We start from the raw sequence: 24070 nt of genomic DNA, 5'->3' as shown, positions 1-24070 counted from the left end.
CATGTCTGAACAGCCAGAGAACAACCACATCGTGCTCGAAGCACGCGGAGTCACCAAGCACTTCGCCGTGCGGCGCAACGCCCGCGACCTCCTCGGACGCACGCGCCGTACCGTCCACGCCGTGGACGACGCCTCGCTGCAACTGCGGCGCGGCACCGTCACGGCACTGGTGGGGGAGTCGGGCTCCGGGAAGTCCACCGTCGCCAGACTGCTCGCGCAGCTGTATCCGCTCACCTCGGGCGAGATCCACCTGAACGGGCAGCCGGTGAAGGCCGGACGTGGCCGGTCCTTCCGCAGTTACGTACGCCGGGTCCAGCTCATCTTCCAGGACCCGTTCGCCTCGCTGAACCCCGTGCACACCGTGCGCTACCACCTGACCCGGTCGCTGAAGATCCACGGCCGGGCGGGCAGCGGCGAGGCGGAACTGGAACAGAACCTGACCGCTCTGCTGAACCGCGTCCAGCTGACTCCTCCTCATCAGTACCTGGACAAGTTCCCGCACGAGCTGTCGGGCGGTCAGCGCCAGCGCGTGGCCATCGCCCGCGCGCTCGGCGCCGACCCCCAGGTCCTCCTGGCCGACGAGCCGGTCTCGATGCTGGACGTGTCCATCCGGCTCGGGGTGCTCAACCTGCTCAAGGACCTCAAGGACCGGCTCCACCTCGCGATCCTCTACATCACCCACGACATCGCGTCCGCCCGCTACTTCGCGGACACCACCCTGGTGATGTACGCCGGCCGCATCGTCGAGGGCGGCGACAGCGAGACCGTCACGCAGCGCCCCGCACACCCCTACACCCAGCTGCTCATCGCCTCCGCCCCGCACCCCGACCGGCAGGCCGCCGAGGACGAGCCGGAGGACCAGGGCACCGGTGAGCCGCCGTCGCTCATCGCCCCGCCCGCCGGCTGCCGCTTCCACCCCCGCTGTCCCAAGGCGATGGAGCGCTGCCGCACCGAGCTGCCGCCCCGGTTCGACCTGGCCGACGGCCAGTGGGCCGCCTGCTGGCTCTACGACGGCACCGGCACCGCCCGCACCGACGACCACGAGAAGGAGGCTGCGAAGTGAAGTTCCTGCTCCAACGGCTCGCCTTCTACCTGGTCACGGCCTGGGCCGCGATCACGATCAACTTCCTCATCCCGCGCCTGATGCCCGGCGACCCCGTCCAGGCGCTCATCGCCCGCTTCCAGGGCCAGCTGGACACCAGCGCCATCGCCTCGCTGAGGGCCCTCTTCGGGCTCGACAAGAAGCAGTCGCTCTGGGACCAGTACACCGACTACTGGGCGCACCTCTTCCACGGTGACCTGGGCCTGTCGTTCACCTTCTTCCCGACCCCGGTCAGCGAGGTCATCGCGCAGTCGCTGCCCTGGACGCTGGCGCTCGTCGGCATCACCACGCTGATCAGCTTCCTGCTCGGCACCGGCATCGGCGTCTTCACGGGCTGGCGGCGCGGCTCCTGGATGGACAACCTGCTGCCCGTCACCACCTTCATCTCGTCCATCCCGTACTTCTGGCTCGGGCTGATCGCGATCTCGCTGTTCGCCGTGAAGTGGCCGCTCTTCCCGGCCGACGGCGGCTACGACAACTCGCTGGTGCCCGCCTTCGACTGGCCGTTCATCTCCAGCGCGCTCTACCACGGGGTGCTGCCCGGCTTCACGATCGTCCTCAGCGCGGTCGCCGGCTGGATCCTCGGCATGCGGAACATGATGGTGACGGTGTCCAGCGAGGACTACGTCATGGTCGCCCAGGCCAAGGGCCTCTCCGAGCGCCGGGTGATGTTCGGTTACGCGGCACGCAACGCGATCCTGCCCAACATCTCCGGGTTCGCCCTCTCGCTCGGCTTCATCGTCGGCGGCACGCTCCTGGTGGAGATGGTGTTCTCCTACCCGGGCATCGGCTACCAGCTCTTCCAGGGCGTGGGCGCCAAGGACTACCCCCTCATGCAGGGCATCTTCCTCATCATCACGCTCTCCGTGCTGGCGGCGAACCTCCTCGCCGACGTCCTCTACATGCTCCTCGACCCCCGTACCCGAAGGGAGGCGTAGGGCTCATGGCCGTCACCGCCACCGAGGTCGCCGTACTCGACGCCGCCGAAACCCCGGCAGCGAGCAAGCGCAAGTTCCGGTTCCTGCGCGGCCGGAAGACCGTCATCGGCCTGGGCATCCTGCTCTTCTTCGTGCTGATCGCGATCATCGGCCCGTGGATCGCCCCGTACGACCCCAGCGCGATGAGCCAGGACCTGCTGGAGGCCCCCTCCGGCTCGCACTGGTTCGGCACCACGCAGACCGGTCAGGACGTGCTCTCCCAGATCCTGGTCGGCACCCGGGGCGTGCTCGTCGTCGGCTTCGTCGCGGGCATCCTCGCCACCGTCCTGTCCGTGCTGATCGGCGTCACCGCCGGCTTCCTCGGCGGGCTGGCCGACGAGGCGCTGTCGCTGCTGTCCAACGTCTTCCTGGTCATTCCCGGACTGCCGCTGATCATCATCATCGCCAGCTTCGTCACGGACGCCGGCGACCTGCTCATCGCCTTCGTCATCGCCCTCACCTCCTGGGCCTGGGGCGCCCGCGTCCTGCGCGCCCAGACCCTGTCGCTGCGCCGCCGCGACTACGTGGAGGCGGCCCGCGCCACCGGCGAGCCGACCTGGCGGATCATCCTCTTCGAGGTGATGCCGAACCTCACCGCCGTCATCGCGTCGGGCTTCGTCGGCACGGTCATCTTCGCGATCCTCTCCGAGATCACGCTCGCCTTCATCGGCGTCGCCGACATCTCGAACTGGAACTGGGGGACCGTCCTGTTCTGGGCGCAGTCCAGCCAGGCACTGGCCCAGGGCGCCTGGTGGTGGTTCGTCCCGGCCGGACTCTGCATCGCCCTGCTCGGCATGTCCCTCGCCCTGATCAACTTCGGCATCGACGAATTCGTCAACCCGCGCCTGCGCACCGAGACCGGCGGCTCCAAGAAGGTCAAGATGCGCGTCGGCTTCACCCCGGTGGCCCGCCCCGGCAGCACCACCCCGCGCCACAAGGAGACCCGCTCATGAGCGAGCCCGTCCTCACCATCAGCGGCCTCAACGTGGACTACGGGACCGGCACCGACGCCGTGCACGCCCTGCGCGACATCGACCTCACCCTGCACCGCGGCGAGGTCCTCGGCCTGGCCGGCGAGTCCGGCTCCGGCAAGTCCACCCTGGCCTACGCGGTCACCCGGCTCCTCTCCCCGCCCGGCGTCATCACCGGCGGCGACGTCCACTACCACGGGCGCGACGGCGAGGCGATGGACCTGCTCGCCATGTCGGCGGCCGAGCTGCGCGCCTTCCGCTGGCAGGAGCTGTCCATCGTGTTCCAGGGCGCGATGAACTCGCTGAACCCCGTCTACACGGTCCACGCCCAGCTCACCGACGTACTCCAGGCGCACCGCCCGGAGATGAAGAAGGCCGACCGCACCGCCCGGGCCCGCGAACTCCTCAGCCTCGTCGGGATCTCCCCCGACCGGCTCGGCGCCTACCCGCACCAGCTGTCCGGCGGCATGCGCCAGCGCGTGATGATCGCGATGGCGCTCGCCCTGGAACCCGAGATCGTCATCATGGACGAGCCGACGACCGCGCTCGACGTGGTCATGCAGCGGCAGATCCTGCGCCAGCTGGTCCGGCTCCGCGAGGAGCTCGGGTTCTCGGTCGTCTTCATCACCCACGACATCTCGCTGCTGATCGAGTTCTCCGACCGGATCGCGATCATGTACGGCGGCCGGATCGTGGAGCAGGCCGGCGCCACCGAGATCTACCGCGACCCCCACCACCCGTACAGCGCCGGGCTGCTGCACTCCTTCCCCGCGCTGCACGGACCCCGCCGCGAACTCAGCGGCATCCCCGGCTCGCCCCCGCACCTCTCGGCGATGCCCGCCGGCTGCGCCTTCCACCCCCGCTGCGCCAAGAAGACCGAGGGCTGCGACACCCATGTCCCGGTGCTCGCGGCGCCCGGCACGGACGGCTCCCGCTCGGTGGCCTGCTGGCTCCACCACGAGGCCCCGGCCGCCGCCCGCGCCTAGGCAGCCCCCGAGCTACGTACACCACAGGAGAAGCATGAACCTCGTCACCCCCCGGGCATACGCCCGCGAGATCGCCGCCCGGGCCGTACCCGGTCTGCCCGCAGGCTTCCGCTGGGGCGTCGCCACAGCCGCGTACCAGATCGAGGGCGCGGCCGCCGAGGACGGCAGGACGCCGTCCATCTGGGACACGTACTGCCGGGTGCCGGGCATGGTCGTCCGCGGTGAGAACGGTGACGTGGCGTGCGACCACTACCACCGCATGCCGGAGGACGTGCGGCTCATCGCGGACCTCGGCGTCGACACCTACCGCTTCTCGCTGGCCTGGCCGCGCGTCCAGCCGGGCGGCCGGGGCCCGGCCAATCCGAAGGGCCTCGACTTCTACAAGCGCCTGCTGGACGAGCTGGAGGCCAAGGGCGTCACCCCCTGGGTCACCCTCTACCACTGGGACCTGCCGCAGGAGCTGGAGGACGCGGGCGGCTGGCCGGCCCGCGACACCGCGTACCGCTTCGCCGAGTACGCCGCCCTCGCCTACGACGCGTTCGGCGACCGGGTCAAGCACTGGACCACGCTCAACGAGCCCTGGTGCTCCGCGATGCTCGGCTACGCCTACGGCGGCCAGGCCCCGGGCCGGCAGAACTTCGGCGAGGCCATCCACGCCGTGCACCACCTGCTCCTCGGCCACGGACTCGCCTCGCGGTACCTGCGCGAGCAGGCCGCCGCCCGGGGCAACGACCTCGAACTCGGCATCACCCTCAACCTGGGCACCGCCACCCCGGAGACCGACAGCCACGAGGACGCCGAGGCGTGCCGCCGCGCCGACGGCCTGGGCGCCCGGCTCTACCTGGACCCGCTGGTCAAGGGCGCCTACCCCGAGGACATCGTCGCCGACCTCGCCGCCCAGGGCATCGAACTGCCCGTCCAGGACGGCGACCTGGCCACGATCTCGACGCCGCTGGACGTGCTCGGGGTCAACTTCTACCGCGGTGCGCTGTTCTCCGGCGTCACGGAGGACGGCGCGACCACGGACGCGGAGGGGCTGCCCGTCACCCGTCAGGTGGAGCGCGACCTGCCGCGTACCGCCATGGACTGGGAGATCACCCCCACCGCCCTCACCGACCTGCTCGTCCGCCTGGAGAACGACTACGGTCTCCCGACGGTCATCACGGAGAACGGCGCCGCCTTCGACGACACCGTCTCCGAGGACGGCTCGGTCCACGACGCCGACCGCACCACCTATCTCGCCGACCACATCGCCGCCGTCGCCGCCGCCCGTGCCCAAGGCGCGGACGTGCGGGGCTACTTCGCCTGGTCGCTGATGGACAACTTCGAGTGGTCCTACGGCTACGACAAGCGGTTCGGCATCGTCCGCGTCGACTACGACACGCAGGTGCGGACGCTCAAGGACAGCGCCAAGTGGTACCGCGACACCATCCGGCTCACCCGCGACGCGTCGTAGCCGCGACTGCGAGTGGCCGCTCACCCTCACCGATACGAACGGGACACCCCACCATGCCCTCTCGTACGACCCTGGCAGCCACCACCGCCGCTCTGATCGCCCTCGCCGCCCCCATGGCCTTCGCCGCCCCGGCCCCCAAGCCGGCGGCGGCGCAGGCCGCGGCCTGGGACACCGACCGGGCCGCCGCCGCCCACGCCGCCGACCCGGGCTCCGTCACCGCGTCCGGGAGCGAGAACGCCGCCTCCGGACCGGGGGCGGCGGCCGACGGCGACGGCACCACCCGCTGGTCCAGCGATTTCGCCGACGACGCCTGGATCCGGGTCGACCTCGGCTCCGTCATCCGCGTCAGCAGCGTCACCCTGGACTGGGAGGCCGCCTACGGCAAGAAGTACGTCCTGGAGGTGTCGAAGAACGGCACGGACTGGACCACCTTCTACACCGAGGACGACGGCACCGGCGGCAGCGTCACCGCGCACACCTACCCGCAGGAGGTCACCGGCCGCTATGTCCGGATGCGCGGCATCCAGCGCGCCACCCCCTGGGGCTACTCGCTGTACTCCTTCAAGGTGTACGGAGGAGAGCCCGCCCCGGCCTCCACGACCCGCAGCAACCTGGCCCTCAACCACCCCGCGTACGGCGACTTCTACCAGCACGCCGGCAACTCCCCGGCCTTCGTCACCGACGGCGGCTGGCCCGCCGGCCTGAAGGCCGACCAGTCCCGCTGGTCCAGCGACTGGAACGCCAACCGCTGGGTGGGCGTCGACCTCGGGGCCACCTCGCGGATCGAGACCGTGGACCTGTACTGGGAGGCGGCCTACGCCGTCGACTACCGCATCCAGGTCTCCGACGACAACCGCACCTGGCGCACCGTCTACCAGCCGTCCGCCGCCGAGGTCGCCGCCCGCCGCGCCGACGTCAAGTCGCCCGGCGACGCCGTGGGACGGCACGACACCGTCCAGCTGCCCACCCCGGCGACCGGCCGCTACGTCCGGATGCTGGGCGTCGAGCGCCGCTCGTTCTACAACCCGGCGCCCGCGACCGCACAGTTCGGCTACTCGCTCTACGAGTTCCAGGTGTGGGGCACCGGCGGCAGCGCGAGCGCCGCCTACCCGGCCCTCCCCAAGGACCCGGGCGGCGCCTACACCACGACCTTCTTCGACGACTTCACCGGCTCAGGACTCGACCGCGACAAGTGGCGGGTCGTGCGCACCGGCACGGAGATGAACCCGGTCAACGGCGAATCCCAGGCATACGTCGACTCGGCGGACAACATCCGTACCGAGAACGGCTCCCTGGTCCTCCAGTCGAAGTACTGCAAGGGCTGCACCCGAACGCCCGCCGGCACCTTCGACTTCACCTCCGGCCGCATCGACACCAACACCAAGTTCGACTTCACCTACGGCAAGGTCAGCGCCCGCATGAAGCTGCCCGTCGGTGACGGCTTCTGGCCGGCCTTCTGGATGCTCGGCAGCGACGTCGACGACCCGGACGTCTCCTGGCCCGGCTCGGGCGAGACCGACATCATGGAGAACATCGGCTACGGGGACTGGACCAGCTCCGCCCTGCACGGCCCCGGCTACTCGGCCGACGGCAACATCGGCAAGCAGCAGACGTACCCCAACGGCGGACGCGCCGACGAATGGCACACCTACGGCGTCGAGTGGACGCCCGAGGGCATGACGTTCACCGTGGACGACCGCGTCGTGCAGACGACCTCCCGCTCCAAGCTGGAGTCCACGCGCGGCAAGTGGGTCTTCGACCACCATCAGTACGTGATCCTCAACCTGGCGCTCGGCGGCGCCTATCCCGCCGGGTGGAACAAGGTCACCAGCCCTTACTGGGGTCTTCCGCAGTCCAGCGTCGACCGGGTCGCGCAGGGCGGCGTCAAGGCGGAGATCGACTGGGTGCGGGTGGAGCAGAAGAAGTAGCGCCCCCGGACCCCCGAGCCACCCCCCACGCACCACCACCCCCCACAGGCACGTCCCCTTCCGGTACCACCCCGCGTCCCGTGCGCGGCCCAGCACCCCCGCTGCGCCGCGCACGGGCACCGTACGAAGGAGCCGCACAGATGCCACCCCGCACCCGACGCCGGGCCAGACCCGCGACCGCCGTGCTGGCCGCCGCCACCGTGGTGGCCGGTCTGCTCGCCGGCGCGGTCCCGTCCACGGCGGCACCGGCCGCCGACGAACCGGCACCGGTCGCCATCGACCGCTTCGAGGGGGAGGTGCCCTTCGCCGGTCAGCCGGCCGAGGGCATCTTCACCTGGGGCGGCGACGCCGACGACCCGCCCACCCTGGCACTGAAGGACCGGGCCGACGCCCCCGAGGGCGACAAGGTCCTCGAAGGCAGCTACGACATCAGCGGCTACGGCGGCCTCAGCCACGACTACGCCGCCGACGCGCAGCCGCACGACTGGTCCGCCCACAAGGGCATCCGCTTCTGGTGGTACGGCCAGAACACCGCGCCCCTGCCGCCCGGTTCGGGCAAGCGGATCAACTTCGAGATCAAGGACGGCGGCGCCAACGGCGAGGCGTCCGAGCTCTGGACCACCTCGTTCACCGACGACTGGGAGGGCTGGCACCTGGTCGAGATCCCGTTCGCCGACTTCACCTACCGGGGCGACTACCAGCCCGTCGGCGGCATCGACCAGGTGCTCGGCCTCAACGAGATGTGGGGCTGGGCCCTCACCCTGCCGACCGGCGCCCCCGGCACGTTCGCCATGGACGGCATGGAGCTGTACGGCAAGGCCGACGCGGCCCTGAAGGCGAGCGTCGTCACCGAGGCGGCCGTGGTCCCGGTGAAGCAGGGCGCGTCCGCGTCCCTCGGCTTCACGCTCACCACGACCGGGTCCGTCCCGCTGGAGGAGCCCGTCACCGTCGCGTACGAGACGAAGGGCGGCACGGCGAAGCCCGGCACCGACTTCACGCCGGTCAGCGGCACGTACACCTTCCCGGCGGGCACCGCGTCCGGCACCACCCACCAGGTGGCGATCGCGACGAAGAAGGTCTCCGGTGCCGCCACCGCGAAGACCGTCCCGCTGGAGCTGACCGTCACCGGCGCCCGGCCGCCGAAGGAGAACCCGCAGGCCGTCATCGACGCCCACGGGCTGCCCTACCAGAACGCGAAGCTGCCCGTGAAGCAGCGCGTCGCGGACCTGCTGTCCCGGATGTCGCCCGCCGAGAAGGCCGGCCAGATGACCCAGGCAGAGCGCAACGCGCTCTCCTCGCAGGGCGACATCGCCACGTACGACCTCGGCTCGCTGCTCTCCGGCGGCGGTTCGGTCCCCTCGCCCAACACCCCCGAGGCGTGGGCGAAGATGATCGACGGCTACCAGCTGCGCGCCCAGGCCACCCGGTTCCAGATCCCGCTGATCTACGGCGTGGACGCGGTGCACGGCCACAACAACCTGGTCGGCTCGACGGTCATGCCGCACAACGTCGGCCTCGGCGCCACCCGCGACCCGAAGCTGGCCGCGAAGACCGGTGCCGTCACCGCGAGCGAGGTCCGCGCGACCGGCGTGCCGTGGGACTTCGCGCCCTGCCTCTGCGTCTCGCGCGACGAACGCTGGGGCCGCTCGTACGAGTCGTACGGTGAGGACCCGGCCCTCGTGAAGTCCCTGGAGACCGTGATCCAGGGCATGCAGGGCGCCGCGTCCGGCAAGGACCTGGACCGCAACGACAAGGTGCTGGCCACCGCCAAGCACTACGTCGGCGACGGCGGCACGGAGTACGGCTCGTCCACCACCGGTTCGTACACGACCGACCAGGGCGTCACCAAGGTCACCCGGCAGGAGCTGGAGGCCGTCCACCTCGCGCCCTTCGAGGACGCGGTCGAGCGCGGGGTCGGCACGGTCATGCCGTCCTACTCCTCGCTCGACATCATCGGGGACGACCGGGGCCCGGTGAAGATGCACGGCGACGCCGAGATGATCAACGGCGTCCTCAAGGACCGCATGGGCTTCGAGGGCTTCGTCATCAGCGACTACAAGGCGATCGACCAGCTGCCCGGCGACTACGCGAGCGACGTGCGCACGTCCATCAACGCCGGGCTCGACATGATCATGGTCCCGACCGAGTACAAGGACTTCACGAAGACGCTCCAGGACGAGGTCACCGCGGGCCGCATCCCGCAGTCCCGGATCGATGACGCGGTCTCCCGCATCCTGACCCAGAAGTTCAGGCTGGGCCTCTTCGAGAAGCCGTACGCGGACACCGCCAACCTGGAGAAGATCGGCTCCGCCGAGCACCGGGCCGTGGCCCGCGAGGCCGCCGCCAAGTCGCAGGTGCTGCTGAAGAACGACGGCGATGTGCTGCCGCTGAAGTCCTCGCAGAAGGTGTACGTCGCCGGCTCCAACGCCGACGACATCGGCAACCAGGCGGGCGGCTGGACCATCAGCTGGCAGGGCTCCTCCGGTGCCATCACCCCGGGCACCACGATCCTGTCCGCCATGAAGAAGGACGCCGCGTCCGTCACGTACTCCAAGGACGCGTCCGCCGACACGGCCGGGTACGACGTGGGCGTGGTCGTCGTCGGTGAGACCCCGTACGCGGAGGGCGTCGGCGACGTCGGCAACGGGCACGACCTGAAGCTGTCCGACGCCGACCGGGCCGCGATCGACAAGGTCTGCGCCGCGATGAAGTGCGCCGTCCTGATCGTCTCGGGCCGCCCCCAGCTCATCGGGGACCAGCTCGACGGCATCGACGCGCTGGTGGCCTCGTGGCTGCCGGGCTCCGAGGGCGACGGCGTCGCCGACGTCCTCTTCGGCAAGCGGGCCTTCACCGGGCAGCTCCCGGTGACCTGGCCCAAGTCCGAGGCGCAGCTCCCGATCAACGTGGGCGACGCGTCGTACGACCCGCAGTTCCCGTACGGCTGGGGCCTCACCACGCTGAAGAAGCCCCCGGCCGGTGGCGAGGTCACGCTCGCCCTTCTCGGTGCGGCCGCCCGGGTCGCCGAGAAGAGCGGTCTCGGCCGGACCGAGGTGGGCCGGGAGATCGTCGCCCAGGCCCGGCTGCTGGTCCAGCAGAAGACCGGCGGCAAGCTGACCGAGAAGGTGTCCAAGCCGTTCGCGGACGCCGACCACCTGCTGCTCACCGGTGATCTGACCGGTGCGGTGGCGAAGCTCAGGACGGCCTACCGGGCCGCCTGAGGACGCGGAACGGGCGGGTGGCACCAGGAGGCCACCCGCCCGTTTCGTACGCCTGTGCGTTAGCTTGGGAGTATGCGGAACAGGCCGTTCTTCGTCTCGACGGCCCCGGCGGCGCTCCTGGCGGGGCTCTTGGCCGTGCTGTCCGCCCTCGCCCTCTTCCTGGCTCCGGCGGCGGCCCCGGCCGCACCGGCCGCGACCGGCGCCTCCACCGTGAACGACGTCGCCCAGGCCCTGCGCAAGGGGCCCGTCTACGTCGACCCGGCCGCGTCCGACCAGCTCTCCCGCAGCCAGGCCGCGGCCCTGAGCAAGAAGATCGAGGACGCGGACAAACCGGTCTTCGTGGCGGTGCTGCCGAACACCGCCGCCTTCCCCGAGGACACCGTGCTGCGCACCCTGCGCGCCGAGACCGGCATCACCGGCGTCTACGCGATCCGCCTCGGCGACGGCTTCAGCGCGGGCGCCGACCCCCGGGTCATGTCCCGGAACGCCGTCATCAACCTCACCGCGGCCGTGAAGACCCCCGGCGCGGACACCGACGCTGCGACCCAGCTGGGCGCCTTCGTGGACCGCGCCGTCGAACAGGCCCGGGGCAGCGCCCCCGCCTCCTGGAGCGGCGGCGAGCACTCCGCGTCGAACGGCGGCTCGGCCGCCGTCGGCCTGGCCGTGACCGGGGCCGTGGTCGTCCTCGGCGGGGCCGCCGCGTACACGGTCGTACGCCGCAACCGCAGGCGCAAGGAGGAAGAGGAGCGGGTCGCGCTCGACAAGCTGCGGGTGGTCGTGGACGAGGACATCACGGCGTACGGGGAGACCCTGGAACGGCTCGACTTCCACCCGGCGGAGCCCGGCGCCGACGACGCGATGCGCGACGACTACGCACGCGCCCTCGACTCCTACGAGAGCGCCAAGTCCCGCATGGCCGGGGCGAAACACCCCTCGGACGTGCGCGGGGTGACCCAGGCGCTGGAGGACGGGCGCTACTCCCTCGCGGTGCTCGACGCCCGCCGCTCCGGCCGCGCGCTCCCGGCCCGCCGTCCGCCCTGCTTCTTCGACCCGCGCCACGGTCCCTCGGTCGCGGACGTCCGCTGGTCCCCGGCGGGCGGCAGCGCCCGGGAGGTCCCGGTGTGCGCGGCGGACCGGGTCCGGCTGAGCGAGGGCGAGGACCCGATGAGCCGCACCGTCGAGGTGGGCGACGGAACCCGCCGCCCGTACTGGGAGGCGGGCCCGGCCTACGGCCCCTGGGCGGGCGGCTACTTCGGCGGCGGGCTGCTGCCGGGCCTCCTGATGGGCACGATGCTCGGCTCGATGCTGGCCACCCCGGCGTACGCGGCGGACTACGGGGGCGGCGACTACGGCGGCGGTGACACGGGCGGCGACTTCTCCGGCGGCGACTTCTCCGGTACGGACTTCGACTCGTCCGGCTTCGGCGGCGGCGGTTTCGGTGACGGGGGAGGCTTCGGGGACGGCGGCGGTTTCGGCGGCGGCGGGGACTTCGGGGGCGGGTTCTGAGCACGGGGAGCCCGGACCCCCCGTGACAGAATCGAGGGCGTGAACGATTCGACCGCGACGCCCATAGCCCGGCTGGTGAACCGCCGTTGGCGCGACCGGGAGGCGCCCGACGGTGACGTCATCGTCTTCGCGGACGGCTCCCTCCGCGTGATGGACCTCCTGCGGACGCGGCCGCCCGGACAGCCCGGTGATCCGCAGGCCGAGAGCTGGCACTGGCTGGAGATCCTGTGTGCCACCGAGTGGAGCACGGACGCCTGGGTGGAGGTCGAGTCCACCCGCGTGACCCACGTCCACGGGGGAAGCCGCGCCTCGGCCGGCGAGTCCGCCCAGCACGGCTCCCTCGGCTGGGTCGCGCTGACCCGGGACGACGAGGAGAGCACCCTCGAATGGCTCGCCGTCTCCCGCTGGTCCGACCCGTTCCACGAAGTCACCCTGGACGACACCGCGGTGACCGCGGTCAGCACCGCCGGCCGCATCTGGACCTTCCCCCGCGACGCGCCCCAGAACGTGCGGATCACCGTCGCCCCGGGCGTGCCCCGCTGAGGCAGGAGCCGGACACGCGACCGGGCCGCGGGGGGACGGCCCCGCGGCCCGGACGTGGTGGAACGGCTGCCCCGCAGGATCAGCCGCGACCCCCGTGGGCCCGCTCGAACGTGGCGAACGCCACCTCCTGGCGCCACTCGGTCGCCGCCTTCGGGCTGCCCGCGAGGTACCGCGCACAGCGCGCGCTCGGGCGGCCGTCACCGGGGCGGTCGGCCCGGCAGGCCGCCACCACGCGGTAGCCGGAGGGCGCGGTGCCGGTGGCCCACAGGCTGCGGCCGTCGCGGAAGGCGTACTCCAGCGAGGCGCGGGCCAGGTCCTTCAGCTCGGTGTACGAGAGGCGGTAGGTCTTCGCCGCGTACTGGTACTCGTGGCTGATGTCGATCCGGGAGACGCCCGGGTCGTCCGTGGAGAGCACGATCGGCACGCCGTTGCGGCGGTAGGCGTTGAACGGGTGCTCGTCGCCCGCGATGCCGAGGATCTGCTTGTTGCTGGAGAACGGCACCTCGACGGCCACGTGACGCCGGGCCATCGTCCGGGCCAGCGCCCGCCAGTCGTCCTCGTGGACCAGGTCGACGCCGTGGCCGATGCGCTCGGCCCCGGCGACCCGCACCGCCTCGTTGATGTGGAAGGTCAGGTCCTCCGGCTTGACCAGGCCCGGGGCCAGCTCACCGGCGTGCAGGGTGAGGTGGGCACCCGGGTACTGCCCGCGCAGGTACTTCAGCATCCGCATCTGGAGGCTGTAGTTCTCCAGCGAGCTGTCCCAGTCCTCCGGCTGCACCAGGTTGACCGCGACGAACCTCGGGTCGCGCTCGGCCAGCCGCATGCCCACCACCATCTGCGTGAACACGCGGGCCGGGGAGCTGCCCCGGGACACCTGCGAGATCCACCGGACGGGCAGCTTGCAGGCGGGGGCGGGGCGCGGGGCGTCGCAGTGGGCGGCCTCGCGGAACTGGATGTCGGTGTCGTCGGCTTCCTGGACCGCCTCGTCGATGACCTTGTCGAGCTTGCCGCCCGCGGCCAGCTTGCGGTGGAAGGCGGCGAGGTCGGCGTCGTAACCCACCTCGTCGGCCAGCTTCTTGGCGCTCTCGGACGCCGGGCTGACCATCGTCTCCAGGTAGAACTGGTTCTGCTTGACGACGGTGTCGGCGACGTTGGCGAGCATCTTGCCCCGGGCGTACCAGGTGGCCATGCCGAACTTGCCGAAGGTGTCGAAGAAGTGGTCGTGCCCCGACTCGTCGGCCGGGAAGTCCTGCATCGACCAGGCCCGGATGATCTGCTGCTTGAACGCGGGGTCGGTGCGCGCGTCGGAGGCCGGGCGGGCGCCCGGGGCGCACGGGGACGCCACCGCGGTCATCGTCGCGTCGATGCAGAGCCCCTGCTCGATCGCGAGCTGGAGCAGGTATTCGGTGGTCACCGCGCCGGACAGGTGGTTGTGCAGGTCACCGCCCTTGGGCAGTTCCTTGAAGAAGGCCCGCAGCTGCGCGGGCCGCCCCCGCAACGAGTCCAGGTAGTCGGCGGTACGTCGTTCGGCGGGCGTCACCGGCCGGGGCGCGGCGTACGCGGTGGTGCGTACGGCGCTGTCGCGCGCCGGAGCGGCGGCGGTCGCGGGGATCGCCGGGACCAGGCTCAGCAGCGCGAGAACGCCGCCGAACCCGGCCAGCACAGGGGACTTGGGACGGCGGACCGTCCGGTTGGTAGAGATCACCGAGGCATGATCGCGCTCGCCGACGTCATTTGCCCGCGAATCATGCCTTTGGGAGGGAACGTCCACCCGATCGAGTGGGGAGGCGCCTGGCGGACCGGCCCGGCCGTCCGGAAAGTTCTGGCGTGTGGGGGGCGTTCGCGCAGTTCACGGCGGCGGGTACCGGTCTAGACCACTAACGAAGCACGAAAACTGTTTACCGGAGGGTCGCTTCTGTGGCTGACTATGTCGTGTTCGCGACAAGTAGACGCGCGTAGACCCATGCGTGAAGCGTGCTGCCCGAGCGGCCGGTCGTGGCCGCTCCCCCCACCAGCAGGAGGCTCCTCATGATCACTCGCAAGAGACTCACCGCGGCCGGCGTCCTCGGTACGAGCGCGGCGCTGCTGCTCGGCCTGATGTCCGGCACCGCCTCGTCGGCGCCCCGCCACGACAACCCCGTCCCGCTCGGCAAGGGCTACATGGGCGTCGGCTACGTCCAGGACAGCAAGGACTTCAAGCCGGACACCCGGCAGCTGCACCTCGGCGCACAGCCGGACGCCGACCTCATGGCGACCCCCGAGGGCATCGACGTCTCCAGCTGGCAGGGTGGCATCAACTGGAGCTCCGTGCGCGGCGCGGGCATCGAGTTCGCCTGGATGAAGGCCACCGAGGGGCTGACGTACAAGGACCCGACGTTCAGCGCCAACTACCTGAACGCCTACAACGCGGGCGTCATCCGGGGCGCCTACCACTACGCCCGCCCGGACGTCTCCGGCGGCGCGGCCCAGGCCGACTTCTTCGCGAGCAACGGCGGCGCCTGGTCCCGCGACAACCTCACGCTCCCGGGCGTGCTGGACATCGAGGGCACCTGCTACGGCTACTCGCAGGCGTCCATGCAGCAGTGGATCCTCGACTTCTACAACCGGTACAAGGCCCGCACCGGCCGCGACGTCGTGATCTACACCAGCCCGAGCTGGTGGAACACCTGCACCGGCGGCTGGAGCGGCATGTCCGCCCGCAGCCCGCTGTGGGTCGCGCACTGGACCACCGGCACTCCCAGCATTCCGTCGGGCTTCCCCTACTACACCGTCTGGCAGTACAGCTCCACCGGCTCGGTGAGCGGCGTCTCCGGCAACGTGGACCGGGACCGCTTCGGCGGCGACCGCTCCCGCCTCCTCGCCCTGGCGAACAACACGCCGTGAACGTAAACGTATAGGTGTACGCGCCGGAGCGGCCGGGTCAGGCCGCTCCGGCCCCCGCCCGCCCCCACGACCGTTCACGAAGGAGCACCTCATGACCCCACCCCTGAGCAGGCGCGGCGCCCTGATCGCCGGGGCCGCGGCCCTCGCCGGCGGTCTGGGCCCGGCGGCCGGAGCGGCGGAGGCGGCCCTCCGGCTGCCGGAGAGCACGCGCCCCCGCTTCTCCGCCCTGTCACCCCTCCAGCGCGCCGGGCAGCGCGTCATCCACTCCTACCCGGGCCTCACGCCCCCCGCCTCCCTGATGACGGCCATCGAGCAGGGCCACACGGCGGGTGTCATCTTCTTCGGCGAGAACGTCCAGAGCCTGACGCAGATCGAGGGCGTCATCCGCTCGATGAACGCGGCCCGCGCCTCGTCACCCATCCAGGCGCCGCTGCTCCTGATGACCGACCAGGAGGGCGGCATGGTCCGCCGACTGCCGGGGGAGCCCGTCAAGTCCGCCAAGGACGTCGGCGCCTCCGCCGATCCGCACTACTGGGCCGACTTCACCGGCAGCGGCGCGGGCCTCAACCTCGCGGGCGTCGGCATGAACGTCAACCTGGCCCCGGTCCTGGACGTCTACCGCAAGGACGGCGACTTCACCGACCAGTACGAGCGCTCGTACAGCAAGTCGGCCGCCGCGGTCGCCAGTTGCGGAGCGGATTTCATCACCGCCCAGCAGCGTGAGGGCGTCGCCGCCACCGCCAAGCACTTCCCCGGCCTGGGCCCGGCGACGGCGAGCCAGAACACCGACCTGCGGTCCGTCACGATCTCCACCTCCGCCACCACTCTCCGCAGCGTGGACGAGGCCCCGTACCGGGACGCCATCGCGGCGGGCGTCAAGCTCGTCATGCTCTCCTGGGCGATCTACACGGGCCTGGACTCCGCCCGCCCGGCCGGTCTCTCCCCGACCGTCGTCGGCGAGCTCCGCAACCGCCTCGGGTTCAAGGGCGTCACCGTCACCGACGCGCTGGAGGCCGGTGCGCTCTCGTCCTACGGCAGTACGTCGCAGCGCGCCGTGAAGGCCGCCGCCGCCGGGATGGACCTGCTGCTCTGCTCGGCCCGCAGCGTCTCCCAGGGCGACGAGGCGGTGGCCGCCCTGGCCGACGCCCTGGGCGACTCCCTGGACCCGACCGCCTTCGACGCGGCGGCGGCCCGCGTGAACGCCCTGCGCGCCGGTCTGTGAGGCCCTAGATTACGCAGATGACCGACGCGCCCATATCGCCGTCCGCTCCCGGCAGTTCCGCCGACGTCGTCCGCACGTGGGACGCGCGCGCGGAGCACTACCTCCAGCTCTTCCGGTACGAGCTGGAGGCGAAGCCGTACGACCTGGAGGTCCTGCGCGCGTTCGCGGAGCGGGTCGGCGCGGGCGGCCGGGTGTACGACGCGGGCTGCGGACCCTGCGGCCACGTCACGGCCCTGCTCGCGGCCCACGGCCTCGACATGCTGGGCATCGACATCTCGCCCCGCTGCGTCGCGCTCGCGCGCCGGGAGCAGCCCGGCTGCCGGTTCGCCGTCATGGACCAGCGCGCCGTCACGGGCGGCCCGCTCGACGGACTCGTCGCGTACTACTCCCTGCACGACCAGCCCAAGCGCCTGCTGCCCGACACGATGGCGTCCTGGGCCGCCGCGATACGCCCCGGCGGCCGGCTGCTCGTCGTCGCGAAGGAGGGCGAGGGGGACGGCGTCATCGATGACCCCTTGGGCAGTGCACTCCAGGTCTACTGGGCGGAGTTCACCGCGTACGAGCTCCGCAGGGCGGCCCACGAGGCGGGCTTCGGCACCGACGACTGCACGGTCCGCGAGGCGTACGAGGAAGAGATCCCGGCCCGCCGCGTGTACCTCGCGGCGACGAGGCGCTGATCTCCGGGCCGCCGGAGCCCTGACACGGCGATTTTTGCCGCACCGGCAAGGATGTTTGCCGTAGTGGCGGACGGGGCCCACCATCTCCCGTAGATGGAGGAGGTTCGCATGAGCGACAACACGCAGATGTACGACGTCGTGGTGATCGGTGGCGGGGCCGCCGGGCTGAGTGGGGCGCTGGCCCTCGGGCGGGCGCGGCGGTCCGTGCTCGTGATCGACGCGGGGGACCCGCGCAACGCGCCCGCCGCGCACGTCCACAACTACCTGGGGCGCGAGGGCACCCCGCCCGGGGAGCTCCTGGCGGTCGGCCGGGACGAGGTCGCCGGGTACGGGGTCGAGGTCGTGACCGGCGAGGTCACCGTGGCCGAGCGGTTGCCGGAGGACGCCGGGTTCCGGGTCGTACGCGCGGACGGGACCGCCGTCACGGCGCGGCGGCTGCTGGTCACGACCGGGCTGACCGACGAGCTGCCGCCCGTCCCGGGCCTGGCCGAGCGGTGGGGCCACGAGGTGCTGCACTGCCCGTACTGCCACGGCTGGGAGGTGCGCGACGCGGCGATCGGCGTCATCGCGGTCAGCCCCATGGCCGTGCACCAGGCGCTGCTGTGGCGGCAGTGGAGCGAGGACGTCACGCTCTTCCTGCACGAGGGGCCCGAGCCCTCCGACGAAGAGTACGAGCAGCTCGCGGCGCGCGGCATCGCGGTCGTGGACGGCGAGGTGGCAGGCCTGGAGGTGACCGGCGACCGGCTGACCGGCGTCCGGCTCGCGGGCGGCCGGGTGGTCGAGCGGGCGGCCGTGGTCGTCCAGCCGAGGTTCACGGCGCGCTCCGGCGTACTGGAGAGTCTGGGGCTGCGCCCCGCACCGCTGGAGATGGGCGGACACCTCATCGGCTCGTACATCGAGGCGGACGCGACCGGCGCGACGGCGGCGGCCGGGGTCTGGGTCGCCGGGAACGTCACCGGTCTCATGGACCAGGTCATCGGCGCCGCCGCGGCCGGGCTCAAGGCGGGCGCGGCCATCAACGGGGACCTCGTCACCGACGACACCCGGCGCGCCGTGGAAGCCCGCAACGCCCCGTCCGACGCGGAGCTGTGGGACAACCGGTACCGCGAGAGCCGCCGCATCTGGAGCGGGAAGCCCAATACCGTGCTCGTCCGCGAGGTCGAGGACCTGGCGCCGGGCCGGGCGTTGGACCTGGGCTGCGGGGAGGGCGCGGACGCGGTCTGGCTGGCGGGCCGGGGCTGGCACGTCACCGCGACGGACATCTCGCGCGTGGCGCTCGAACGGGCCGCCGAGCACGCGGCGGAGGCCGGGGTCGCCGACCGGGTGGACTGGCAGTTCCACGACCTGGGCGCCACCTTCCCCGAAGGGACCTACGACCTGGTCTCGGCGCAGTTCCTGCACTCCATGGGCGACCTGCCCCGCGAACGCATCCTGCGCCGGGCGGCCCGCGCGGTCGCCCCGGGGGGCGTGCTGCTGATCGTGGGGCACGCGGGCTTCCCGGCCTGGGACCACCACCACGCGGACATGGAGCTGCCGACCCCGGACGAGGTGCTGGCCCAGCTGGAACTGCCGGAGGGGGAGTGGGAGGTGCTGCTCAGCGAGGAGCACGAGCGCGTCCAGAACGACCCGGACGGCAACCCCACCACCCGTACGGACAACGCCCTGAAGGTCAGGCGGCGTTGACCGCGCGTACAGGACCGGATCTGACCTAATGCGCTCGTACTGTCGGTCCTGACGGCGGAACAGGAACGACGGAAGGCAGAACCATGAACGCCAGCGAGACGCCCACCGCGAACACCGGCTCGGACGAGCGGGCGGACCTCCTGGAGGCGCTGGGCAAGCAGCGGCACTTCCTGCGGTTCACCACGCGCGACCTCACCGACGAGCAGGCGGGGGAGCGGACCACGAAGAGCGAGCTGTGTCTCGGCGGCCTGATCAAGCACGTGACCTCGGTCGAGCGGGGCTGGGCCGCGTTCATCGTGGAGGGGGCCGCCGCGATGCCGGACTTCACCGCGATGACCGAGGCCGACTTCGCCAAGCGGGCCGACGACTTCAGGATGCTGCCGGGGGAGACGCTGGCGGGCGTGCTCGACGCCTACGAGAAGGTGGCGGCGGCGACCGACGAGCTGGTCGCCTCGCTGCCGGACCTGGGCGCCGCGCACGCGCTGCCGAAGGCCCCCTGGTTCGACGGGGACGCGAAGTGGTCCGCCCGCAGGACGCTGATGCACATCATCGCGGAGACCGCGCAGCACGCGGGCCACGCGGACATCATCCGGGAATCCCTGGACGGCTCGAAGTCCATGGGCTGAGCGGGCCGGGGCGGCGGCACAATGGCGCGCATGGATGCCGAAGTCGCCGCGCTGATAGGGGCCGCCGTCGGCTCGCTCACCACCCTGGGGGCGGCCCTCGTCACCGGGCGGACGGCGGCCCGCTCCCAGTACGACCAGTGGCGCAGACAGCACCGCAGGGACGCCTATGTGGCGTACCTCGGGGCCCTGCACGACCGGGACATCGCCCTGGACGCCGTCTTCGAGGCGCTGCGGCCGGAGCGGCCTGACCTGGAGGCGGTGGACGAGCGGGTCGGCGTGTTCGTCGGCCTCGCCCGTGAGGTGCACCGGGCCGCCGAGGTCGTCCTTGTGGAGGGGCCCGACGCCATGGTCGCGGCGGTCGGCGGGGTGGGCCGGGCGTCCGGCGAGCGCGCCGAGCTCATGCGGCGGATGGTCGCGGACGCCCGCGCCGGAGACACCACGCGCAAGGCCGCGCACACCGCGCTGGCCGCCCGGCGCGACGAGGCCCTCCACCAGTCGGTGAAGGGCCTTCGCGCTGCCGCCGCGCGGGTGCTGGACGCGCCGCGCTGAGCGGATTACGCCTGCGGCGCGGCCTTGATCGCGGAGATGTCGAAGTTCAGCTTCACCTTGTCGCTGACCATGACGCCGCCGGTCTCCAGCGCCGCGTTCCAGGTCAGGCCCCAGTCGGAGCGCAGGATCTCGGCGCCGCCCTCGAAGCCGACGCGCTCGTTGCCGTAGACGTCCTTGGCGGAGCCGTTGAACTCCAGGTCGATGGCGAGCGGGCGGGTCACGTCCTTGATGGTCAGGTCGCCGGTGACGCGGTACTTGTCACCGCCCAGCTGCTCGGCGGAGGTCGAGCGGAACGTCATCAGGGGGAACTTCTCGGCGTCGAAGAAGTCGCCGCTCACCAGGTGGCCGTCGCGGTCCTTGATGCCGGTGTCCACGCTGGCGATCTTCACGTCGATCGAGGCGGTGGAGTTGGCCGGGTCGCCGCCGTCGAGCTTCAGGGAGCCCTCGTGCTCGGCGAAGGAGCCGCGCACGTTGGTGACCATGGCGTGGCGCACGGTGAAGCCGATGCTGCTGTGCGCCGGGTCGATCGTGTAGTCACCCGTCAGCGCGGCCAGTGCGGGGTCGACGTCGGCCGTGGTCGTGGCGGCGGCAGCGGCGTCGGCGGACTTGCGGTTGAACAGAGCCATGGCTCCTCCTCGAAGACCTGGCCGAGTGGGCTCGACCTGTTGTTTAACCTTCAACGACATTCACTGTAGACCCATCTTGTTCAAAGTTCAACATCTGCTGCGCGGACTGTTGCGGTGCTCGCCATCCGTTCACGCGGCCGTTACGTGAGGCCCCCTGGCGACGCGCGTAGAACTGCGGCACTATTCCCCTGCCCCTTTGTCATGCACAGGAGGAGAGTCCCCCATGGTCTTCCACGCGCCCCGTGTCTCCCGGATGACGCTGCGCCCCGTCCTGACCGCGCTCGCCCTGGTGCTCGGTGTCCTCTTCGCGCCCGGCTTCGGCCTGGTGAGCGGCACGACCGACGCGTACGCCGTCACCAAGCTCACCCACAGCCAGGCGACCGCCCGCTTCAGCTCGTCCGGGATCACCTGGTCGTCCTCCGGCGGGTGCTCCGACCGCTACAACTCCACCTGCACGTCGTTCGACCAGCTGAACCTGCCGACCGCCCAGGGCGCCCAGACCCTCAAGAGCGCCACCGGTTGCGCGCTGAACATCACCGGCGGCACGGAGACCGGGCACGCCAGCGGCACGTACTCGCACTGGAACGGCTACAAGCTGGACTTCGGCAAGACGACCTGTCTCACCAACTACGTGAAGAGCGCGTTCAGTTACATCGGCCTGCGTGGTGACGGCGCCCCCCAGTACAAGTCCGCGTCCGGCAACGTCTACGCCGACGAGGGCAACCACTGGGACGTGACCTACTACAACTGCGGCGGCTGCTGACCCGCTCGCGCCCCGTACAGGACTGCGCCCCCACCGTTCCCGGGTGGGGGCGCAGTCCTGTACGGGGCGACGGTCAGGACAGGTCCTCCAGCGCCCGGCGCGCCCGCGCGACGACACCGGGGTCGGTGACGAAATGGGTGTCCTGCTCGGCCGACGTGCCGCCCGCGCCCATCGGAACCCAGCTGCCGCCGGGCCGGCGCGGCGCGCGGGCCTTGGCGGAGAGGTGGACCGAGCCGACGCCCGCGGAGACCAGGGCCGGGATGTCGCCGAGGCGCACACCGCCCCCGGCCATCACGTCGACGCCCGGGGCGGCGGCGGCCATCGCGGCGATCACCGCCAGCCCCTCGGCCGCGGCCGGCGCCCCGCCCGAGGTGAGGACCCGGGTCAGTCCGAGCGAGGGCAGCAGCGCGGCGGTCGCCACCGGGTCGGCGGACTGGTCGACGGCGCGGTGCAGGGTCACCTCCACCGGACGCCCCGCGGACCGGGCGGCGTCGGCCAGCCGGGCGACCGCCGGGACGTCGAGGGTGCCGTCGGCGTTGAGCGCGCCGACGACCACTCCGGCGGCGCCGGAAGCGATGACCGACCGCACCTCGGCGGCCATGAGGGCCAACTCCTCCGCGTCGTGGACGAAGTCGCCGGGCCGGCACCTGACGAGGACCTGCACGGGCAGCCCCTCCGCGGCGACCGCCTCCACCAGCGCGGCGGACGGGGTCACGCCGCCCAGTTCGAGCGCGGTGCACAGCTCGACCCGGTCGGCGCCGTTCTCCCGGGCGGCGCGGGCGCCCGCCGGTGAGGTGACGGCGATCTCCAGCGCGGGACGGGCGCTCACTCGTCGTCCCCGGTGAGCGGCTGGTCCGAGGCGGGAATGATCCGGGCCGACAGGTCAGGGTCGGCCATGTCGCGGTCGAAGGGGAACATCGGGCGGCGGATGCGGTGGTGGCCCAGGCGCACCAGGTCCTGGTCCACGCCACCGGGGGTGAGCGCCATCTTCCAGCCGACCGACATGTCGAAGAGCTCGGGCTCCAGGTATCCGATCTTCACGATCACGATGTCGGCACCCCGCGGGTCGAGGCCGAGATCGGTGAAGTCGTGCTCGTGGTGGTACGGCTTGCGGAGCTCGGTGAGAATCGCGTACACACTGCCCACCCGGATCACGACTTCGGTCCGCGCGTCCCGGTCGCCGTGCCGGACGGAGTGCACCGTGCCGGTCAGGGTGACCGGGCCCGCGTGCCGGTCGTCCACGTCCGCGCCCGCGGTGACCGTGACGGTGGCGCCGACCCCGGCGGCGACGGCGGTCGCGACGGCGTCCGGTCCGGGCACCGAGGCGTAGATGACCGTCGGGCCGTCGTCCTGCCGGAACTCGGGGCGGGCCAGCAGCCGGGTCAGCCCCCAGGTCACGTCACCGGCACCGCCCGCGGTCGGGTTGTCCCCGGTGTCGCTGATGAAGTAGGGGCGCTGGTCGGATGCCAGGGCCTCGTCCAGGATGCCGTCGAAGGTGCCCGTCGGGGCGACGAACTCGAAGTCGTGGCGCGCCTTCCAGAACCCTTGGGCCAGACGCTCCGCTCCCGCCGCCACGGCCTCCCGGCCGGGTCCGGTGACCACCACCGCGGCGCGGTTGCGCGGCTCGTCGGCCCACGCGTAGCCGACCCAGATGGCGGCGTCGGTCACGCCGTCCATGGCCTCGACGTCGTCCACCGCCGCGTACACGCTCTTCGCCGGTTCGATCCGGGTGGAGGTCTGCTCGCCGGCCAGCAGCACCGGCACGGGCACCCATGCCTTGACGGGACGGGGCGCGCCGGAGGCCAGCAGGCCGACCAGGTTGCGGACGGCCCGCTCCTTGGTCTCCATGTGGTCCTCGTGCGGGGCCATCCGGTAGCACGTGATCAGGTCACTGCCGTGGACCAGCTCGCGCGAGACGTTGCCGTGCAGGTCCATCGAGGTCGAGATGATCACGTCCGGGCCGACGGTGGCGCGGATGCGGTCCAGCAGGACCGCCTCCGCGTCGTCGACGCCCTCCACGGTCATCGCGCCGTGGATGTCGTACCAGAGGCCGTCCGGGCGGGGCAGCGCGGCGAGCCGTTCGATCAGCTCGTCGGTCAGCTCCTGCCAGGCGGCGGCGGTGACGGTGCCGCCCGGCAGCGACTTGCCGACCAGGGCGCCGTGCCAGTCGGCCGCCTCGCGCAGCTCCTCACCGGGGGCCAGGAACGGGTAGCGGTCCAGCACCTCCGTACCGCGCGAGGGGTGGAAGGCGGCGGCCCGGGTGCGGGCGGGGGAGAAGGTGGAGGACTCGATGCCGAGCCCTGCGATGGCGATGACCGGGCGGGATGCTGCGGTGCGGGATTGCGACATGGCTC

20 protein-coding genes are annotated in these 24070 nt (G+C 71.8%); 16 read left to right on the top strand and 4 right to left on the bottom strand.

Annotated features, from left to right (window positions below; all coding sequences use genetic code 11):
- Position 1: 1 nt before the first annotated feature.
- The 9 genes from ACZ6C6_RS09925 to ACZ6C6_RS09885 all read left to right on the top strand — a co-directional run bounded on the left by ACZ6C6_RS09925 (position 2) and on the right by ACZ6C6_RS09885 (position 12687).
- The gene (locus ACZ6C6_RS09925; RefSeq protein ID WP_469200986.1) at positions 2–1063 is read left to right on the top strand and encodes an ABC transporter ATP-binding protein; all 1062 of its coding nucleotides are present in this window, start codon (positions 2–4) and stop codon (positions 1061–1063) included.
- Positions 1060–2040 carry an ABC transporter permease gene (locus ACZ6C6_RS09920; RefSeq protein WP_469200983.1) on the top strand — a complete coding sequence of 327 codons (981 nt, stop codon included), beginning with the start codon at positions 1060–1062 and terminating at the stop codon, positions 2038–2040. The genes ACZ6C6_RS09925 and ACZ6C6_RS09920 overlap by 4 nt, the downstream gene beginning before the upstream one ends.
- A gap of 5 nt (positions 2041–2045) precedes the next feature.
- On the top strand, positions 2046–3032 hold the full coding sequence (locus ACZ6C6_RS09915; RefSeq protein ID WP_469200981.1) for an ABC transporter permease: 987 nt from the start codon (positions 2046–2048) through the stop codon (positions 3030–3032).
- On the top strand, positions 3029–4036 hold the full coding sequence (locus ACZ6C6_RS09910) for an ABC transporter ATP-binding protein (RefSeq protein WP_469200979.1): 1008 nt from the start codon (positions 3029–3031) through the stop codon (positions 4034–4036). The genes ACZ6C6_RS09915 and ACZ6C6_RS09910 overlap by 4 nt, the downstream gene beginning before the upstream one ends.
- A gap of 34 nt (positions 4037–4070) precedes the next feature.
- On the top strand, positions 4071–5492 hold the full coding sequence (locus ACZ6C6_RS09905) for a GH1 family beta-glucosidase (protein WP_469200976.1): 1422 nt from the start codon (positions 4071–4073) through the stop codon (positions 5490–5492).
- Between the two features lie 53 nt (positions 5493–5545).
- A complete protein-coding gene (locus ACZ6C6_RS09900) occupies positions 5546–7420 on the top strand; it encodes a discoidin domain-containing protein (RefSeq protein ID WP_469200974.1) in 1875 nt (624 codons plus the stop codon).
- Between the two features lie 140 nt (positions 7421–7560).
- Positions 7561–10638, top strand: coding sequence for a glycoside hydrolase family 3 N-terminal domain-containing protein (locus ACZ6C6_RS09895; RefSeq protein ID WP_469200971.1), 3078 nt, complete (start codon positions 7561–7563; stop codon positions 10636–10638).
- A gap of 72 nt (positions 10639–10710) precedes the next feature.
- Complete coding sequence (locus ACZ6C6_RS09890; RefSeq protein WP_469200969.1) at positions 10711–12144, top strand: hypothetical protein; 1434 nt, start codon at positions 10711–10713, stop codon at positions 12142–12144.
- 39 nt (positions 12145–12183) lie between these two features.
- Complete coding sequence (locus tag ACZ6C6_RS09885) at positions 12184–12687, top strand: hypothetical protein (protein ID WP_469200966.1); 504 nt, start codon at positions 12184–12186, stop codon at positions 12685–12687.
- Between the two features lie 79 nt (positions 12688–12766).
- Here the strand turns inward: ACZ6C6_RS09885 and ACZ6C6_RS09880 are convergent, their stop codons facing one another.
- Positions 12767–14392: an adenosine deaminase family protein gene (locus ACZ6C6_RS09880; RefSeq protein WP_469200963.1), complete on the bottom strand. Its 1626-nt coding sequence runs from the start codon at positions 14390–14392 to the stop codon at positions 12767–12769.
- A gap of 323 nt (positions 14393–14715) precedes the next feature.
- Between ACZ6C6_RS09880 and ACZ6C6_RS09875 the strand changes: the two genes are divergently transcribed.
- The 6 genes from ACZ6C6_RS09875 to ACZ6C6_RS09850 all read left to right on the top strand — a co-directional run bounded on the left by ACZ6C6_RS09875 (position 14716) and on the right by ACZ6C6_RS09850 (position 20327).
- A complete protein-coding gene (locus ACZ6C6_RS09875) occupies positions 14716–15570 on the top strand; it encodes a GH25 family lysozyme (protein WP_469200959.1) in 855 nt (284 codons plus the stop codon).
- Between the two features lie 91 nt (positions 15571–15661).
- Entirely contained in the window at positions 15662–16792 is a 1131-nt protein-coding gene (locus tag ACZ6C6_RS09870) for a glycoside hydrolase family 3 N-terminal domain-containing protein (RefSeq protein WP_469200954.1), read from the top strand.
- 17 nt (positions 16793–16809) lie between these two features.
- Positions 16810–17469, top strand: coding sequence for a class I SAM-dependent methyltransferase (locus ACZ6C6_RS09865; RefSeq protein ID WP_469200952.1), 660 nt, complete (start codon positions 16810–16812; stop codon positions 17467–17469).
- 108 nt (positions 17470–17577) lie between these two features.
- Complete coding sequence (locus ACZ6C6_RS09860) at positions 17578–19152, top strand: FAD-dependent oxidoreductase (protein ID WP_469200950.1); 1575 nt, start codon at positions 17578–17580, stop codon at positions 19150–19152.
- 83 nt (positions 19153–19235) lie between these two features.
- Positions 19236–19778 carry a DinB family protein gene (locus ACZ6C6_RS09855; RefSeq protein WP_469200948.1) on the top strand — a complete coding sequence of 181 codons (543 nt, stop codon included), beginning with the start codon at positions 19236–19238 and terminating at the stop codon, positions 19776–19778.
- 30 nt (positions 19779–19808) lie between these two features.
- Positions 19809–20327 carry a proline dehydrogenase gene (locus ACZ6C6_RS09850; RefSeq protein WP_469200946.1) on the top strand — a complete coding sequence of 173 codons (519 nt, stop codon included), beginning with the start codon at positions 19809–19811 and terminating at the stop codon, positions 20325–20327.
- A gap of 5 nt (positions 20328–20332) precedes the next feature.
- Here the strand turns inward: ACZ6C6_RS09850 and ACZ6C6_RS09845 are convergent, their stop codons facing one another.
- Entirely contained in the window at positions 20333–20953 is a 621-nt protein-coding gene (locus tag ACZ6C6_RS09845; protein WP_469200944.1) for a YceI family protein, read from the bottom strand.
- 223 nt (positions 20954–21176) lie between these two features.
- Between ACZ6C6_RS09845 and ACZ6C6_RS09840 the strand changes: the two genes are divergently transcribed.
- Entirely contained in the window at positions 21177–21716 is a 540-nt protein-coding gene (locus tag ACZ6C6_RS09840) for a hypothetical protein (RefSeq protein ID WP_469200942.1), read from the top strand.
- A 73-nt stretch (positions 21717–21789) separates the two neighbouring features.
- Here ACZ6C6_RS09840 and ACZ6C6_RS09835 read toward each other — a convergent pair whose 3' ends face one another.
- Both ACZ6C6_RS09835 and ACZ6C6_RS09830 read right to left on the bottom strand, forming a co-directional pair.
- On the bottom strand, positions 21790–22545 hold the full coding sequence (locus tag ACZ6C6_RS09835; protein WP_469200938.1) for a copper homeostasis protein CutC: 756 nt from the start codon (positions 22543–22545) through the stop codon (positions 21790–21792).
- On the bottom strand, positions 22542–24065 hold the full coding sequence (locus tag ACZ6C6_RS09830) for a M81 family metallopeptidase (protein WP_469200936.1): 1524 nt from the start codon (positions 24063–24065) through the stop codon (positions 22542–22544). Before ACZ6C6_RS09830 ends, ACZ6C6_RS09835 begins: the two co-directional genes overlap by 4 nt.
- Between the last annotated feature and the right edge of the window lie 5 nt (positions 24066–24070).

The sequence above is a fragment of the Streptomyces sp. NPDC041814 genome (assembly GCF_055590565.1).
The sequence above is the reverse complement of the archived record's forward strand: the minus strand, read 5'-3'. Positions and strand labels throughout refer to the sequence as shown.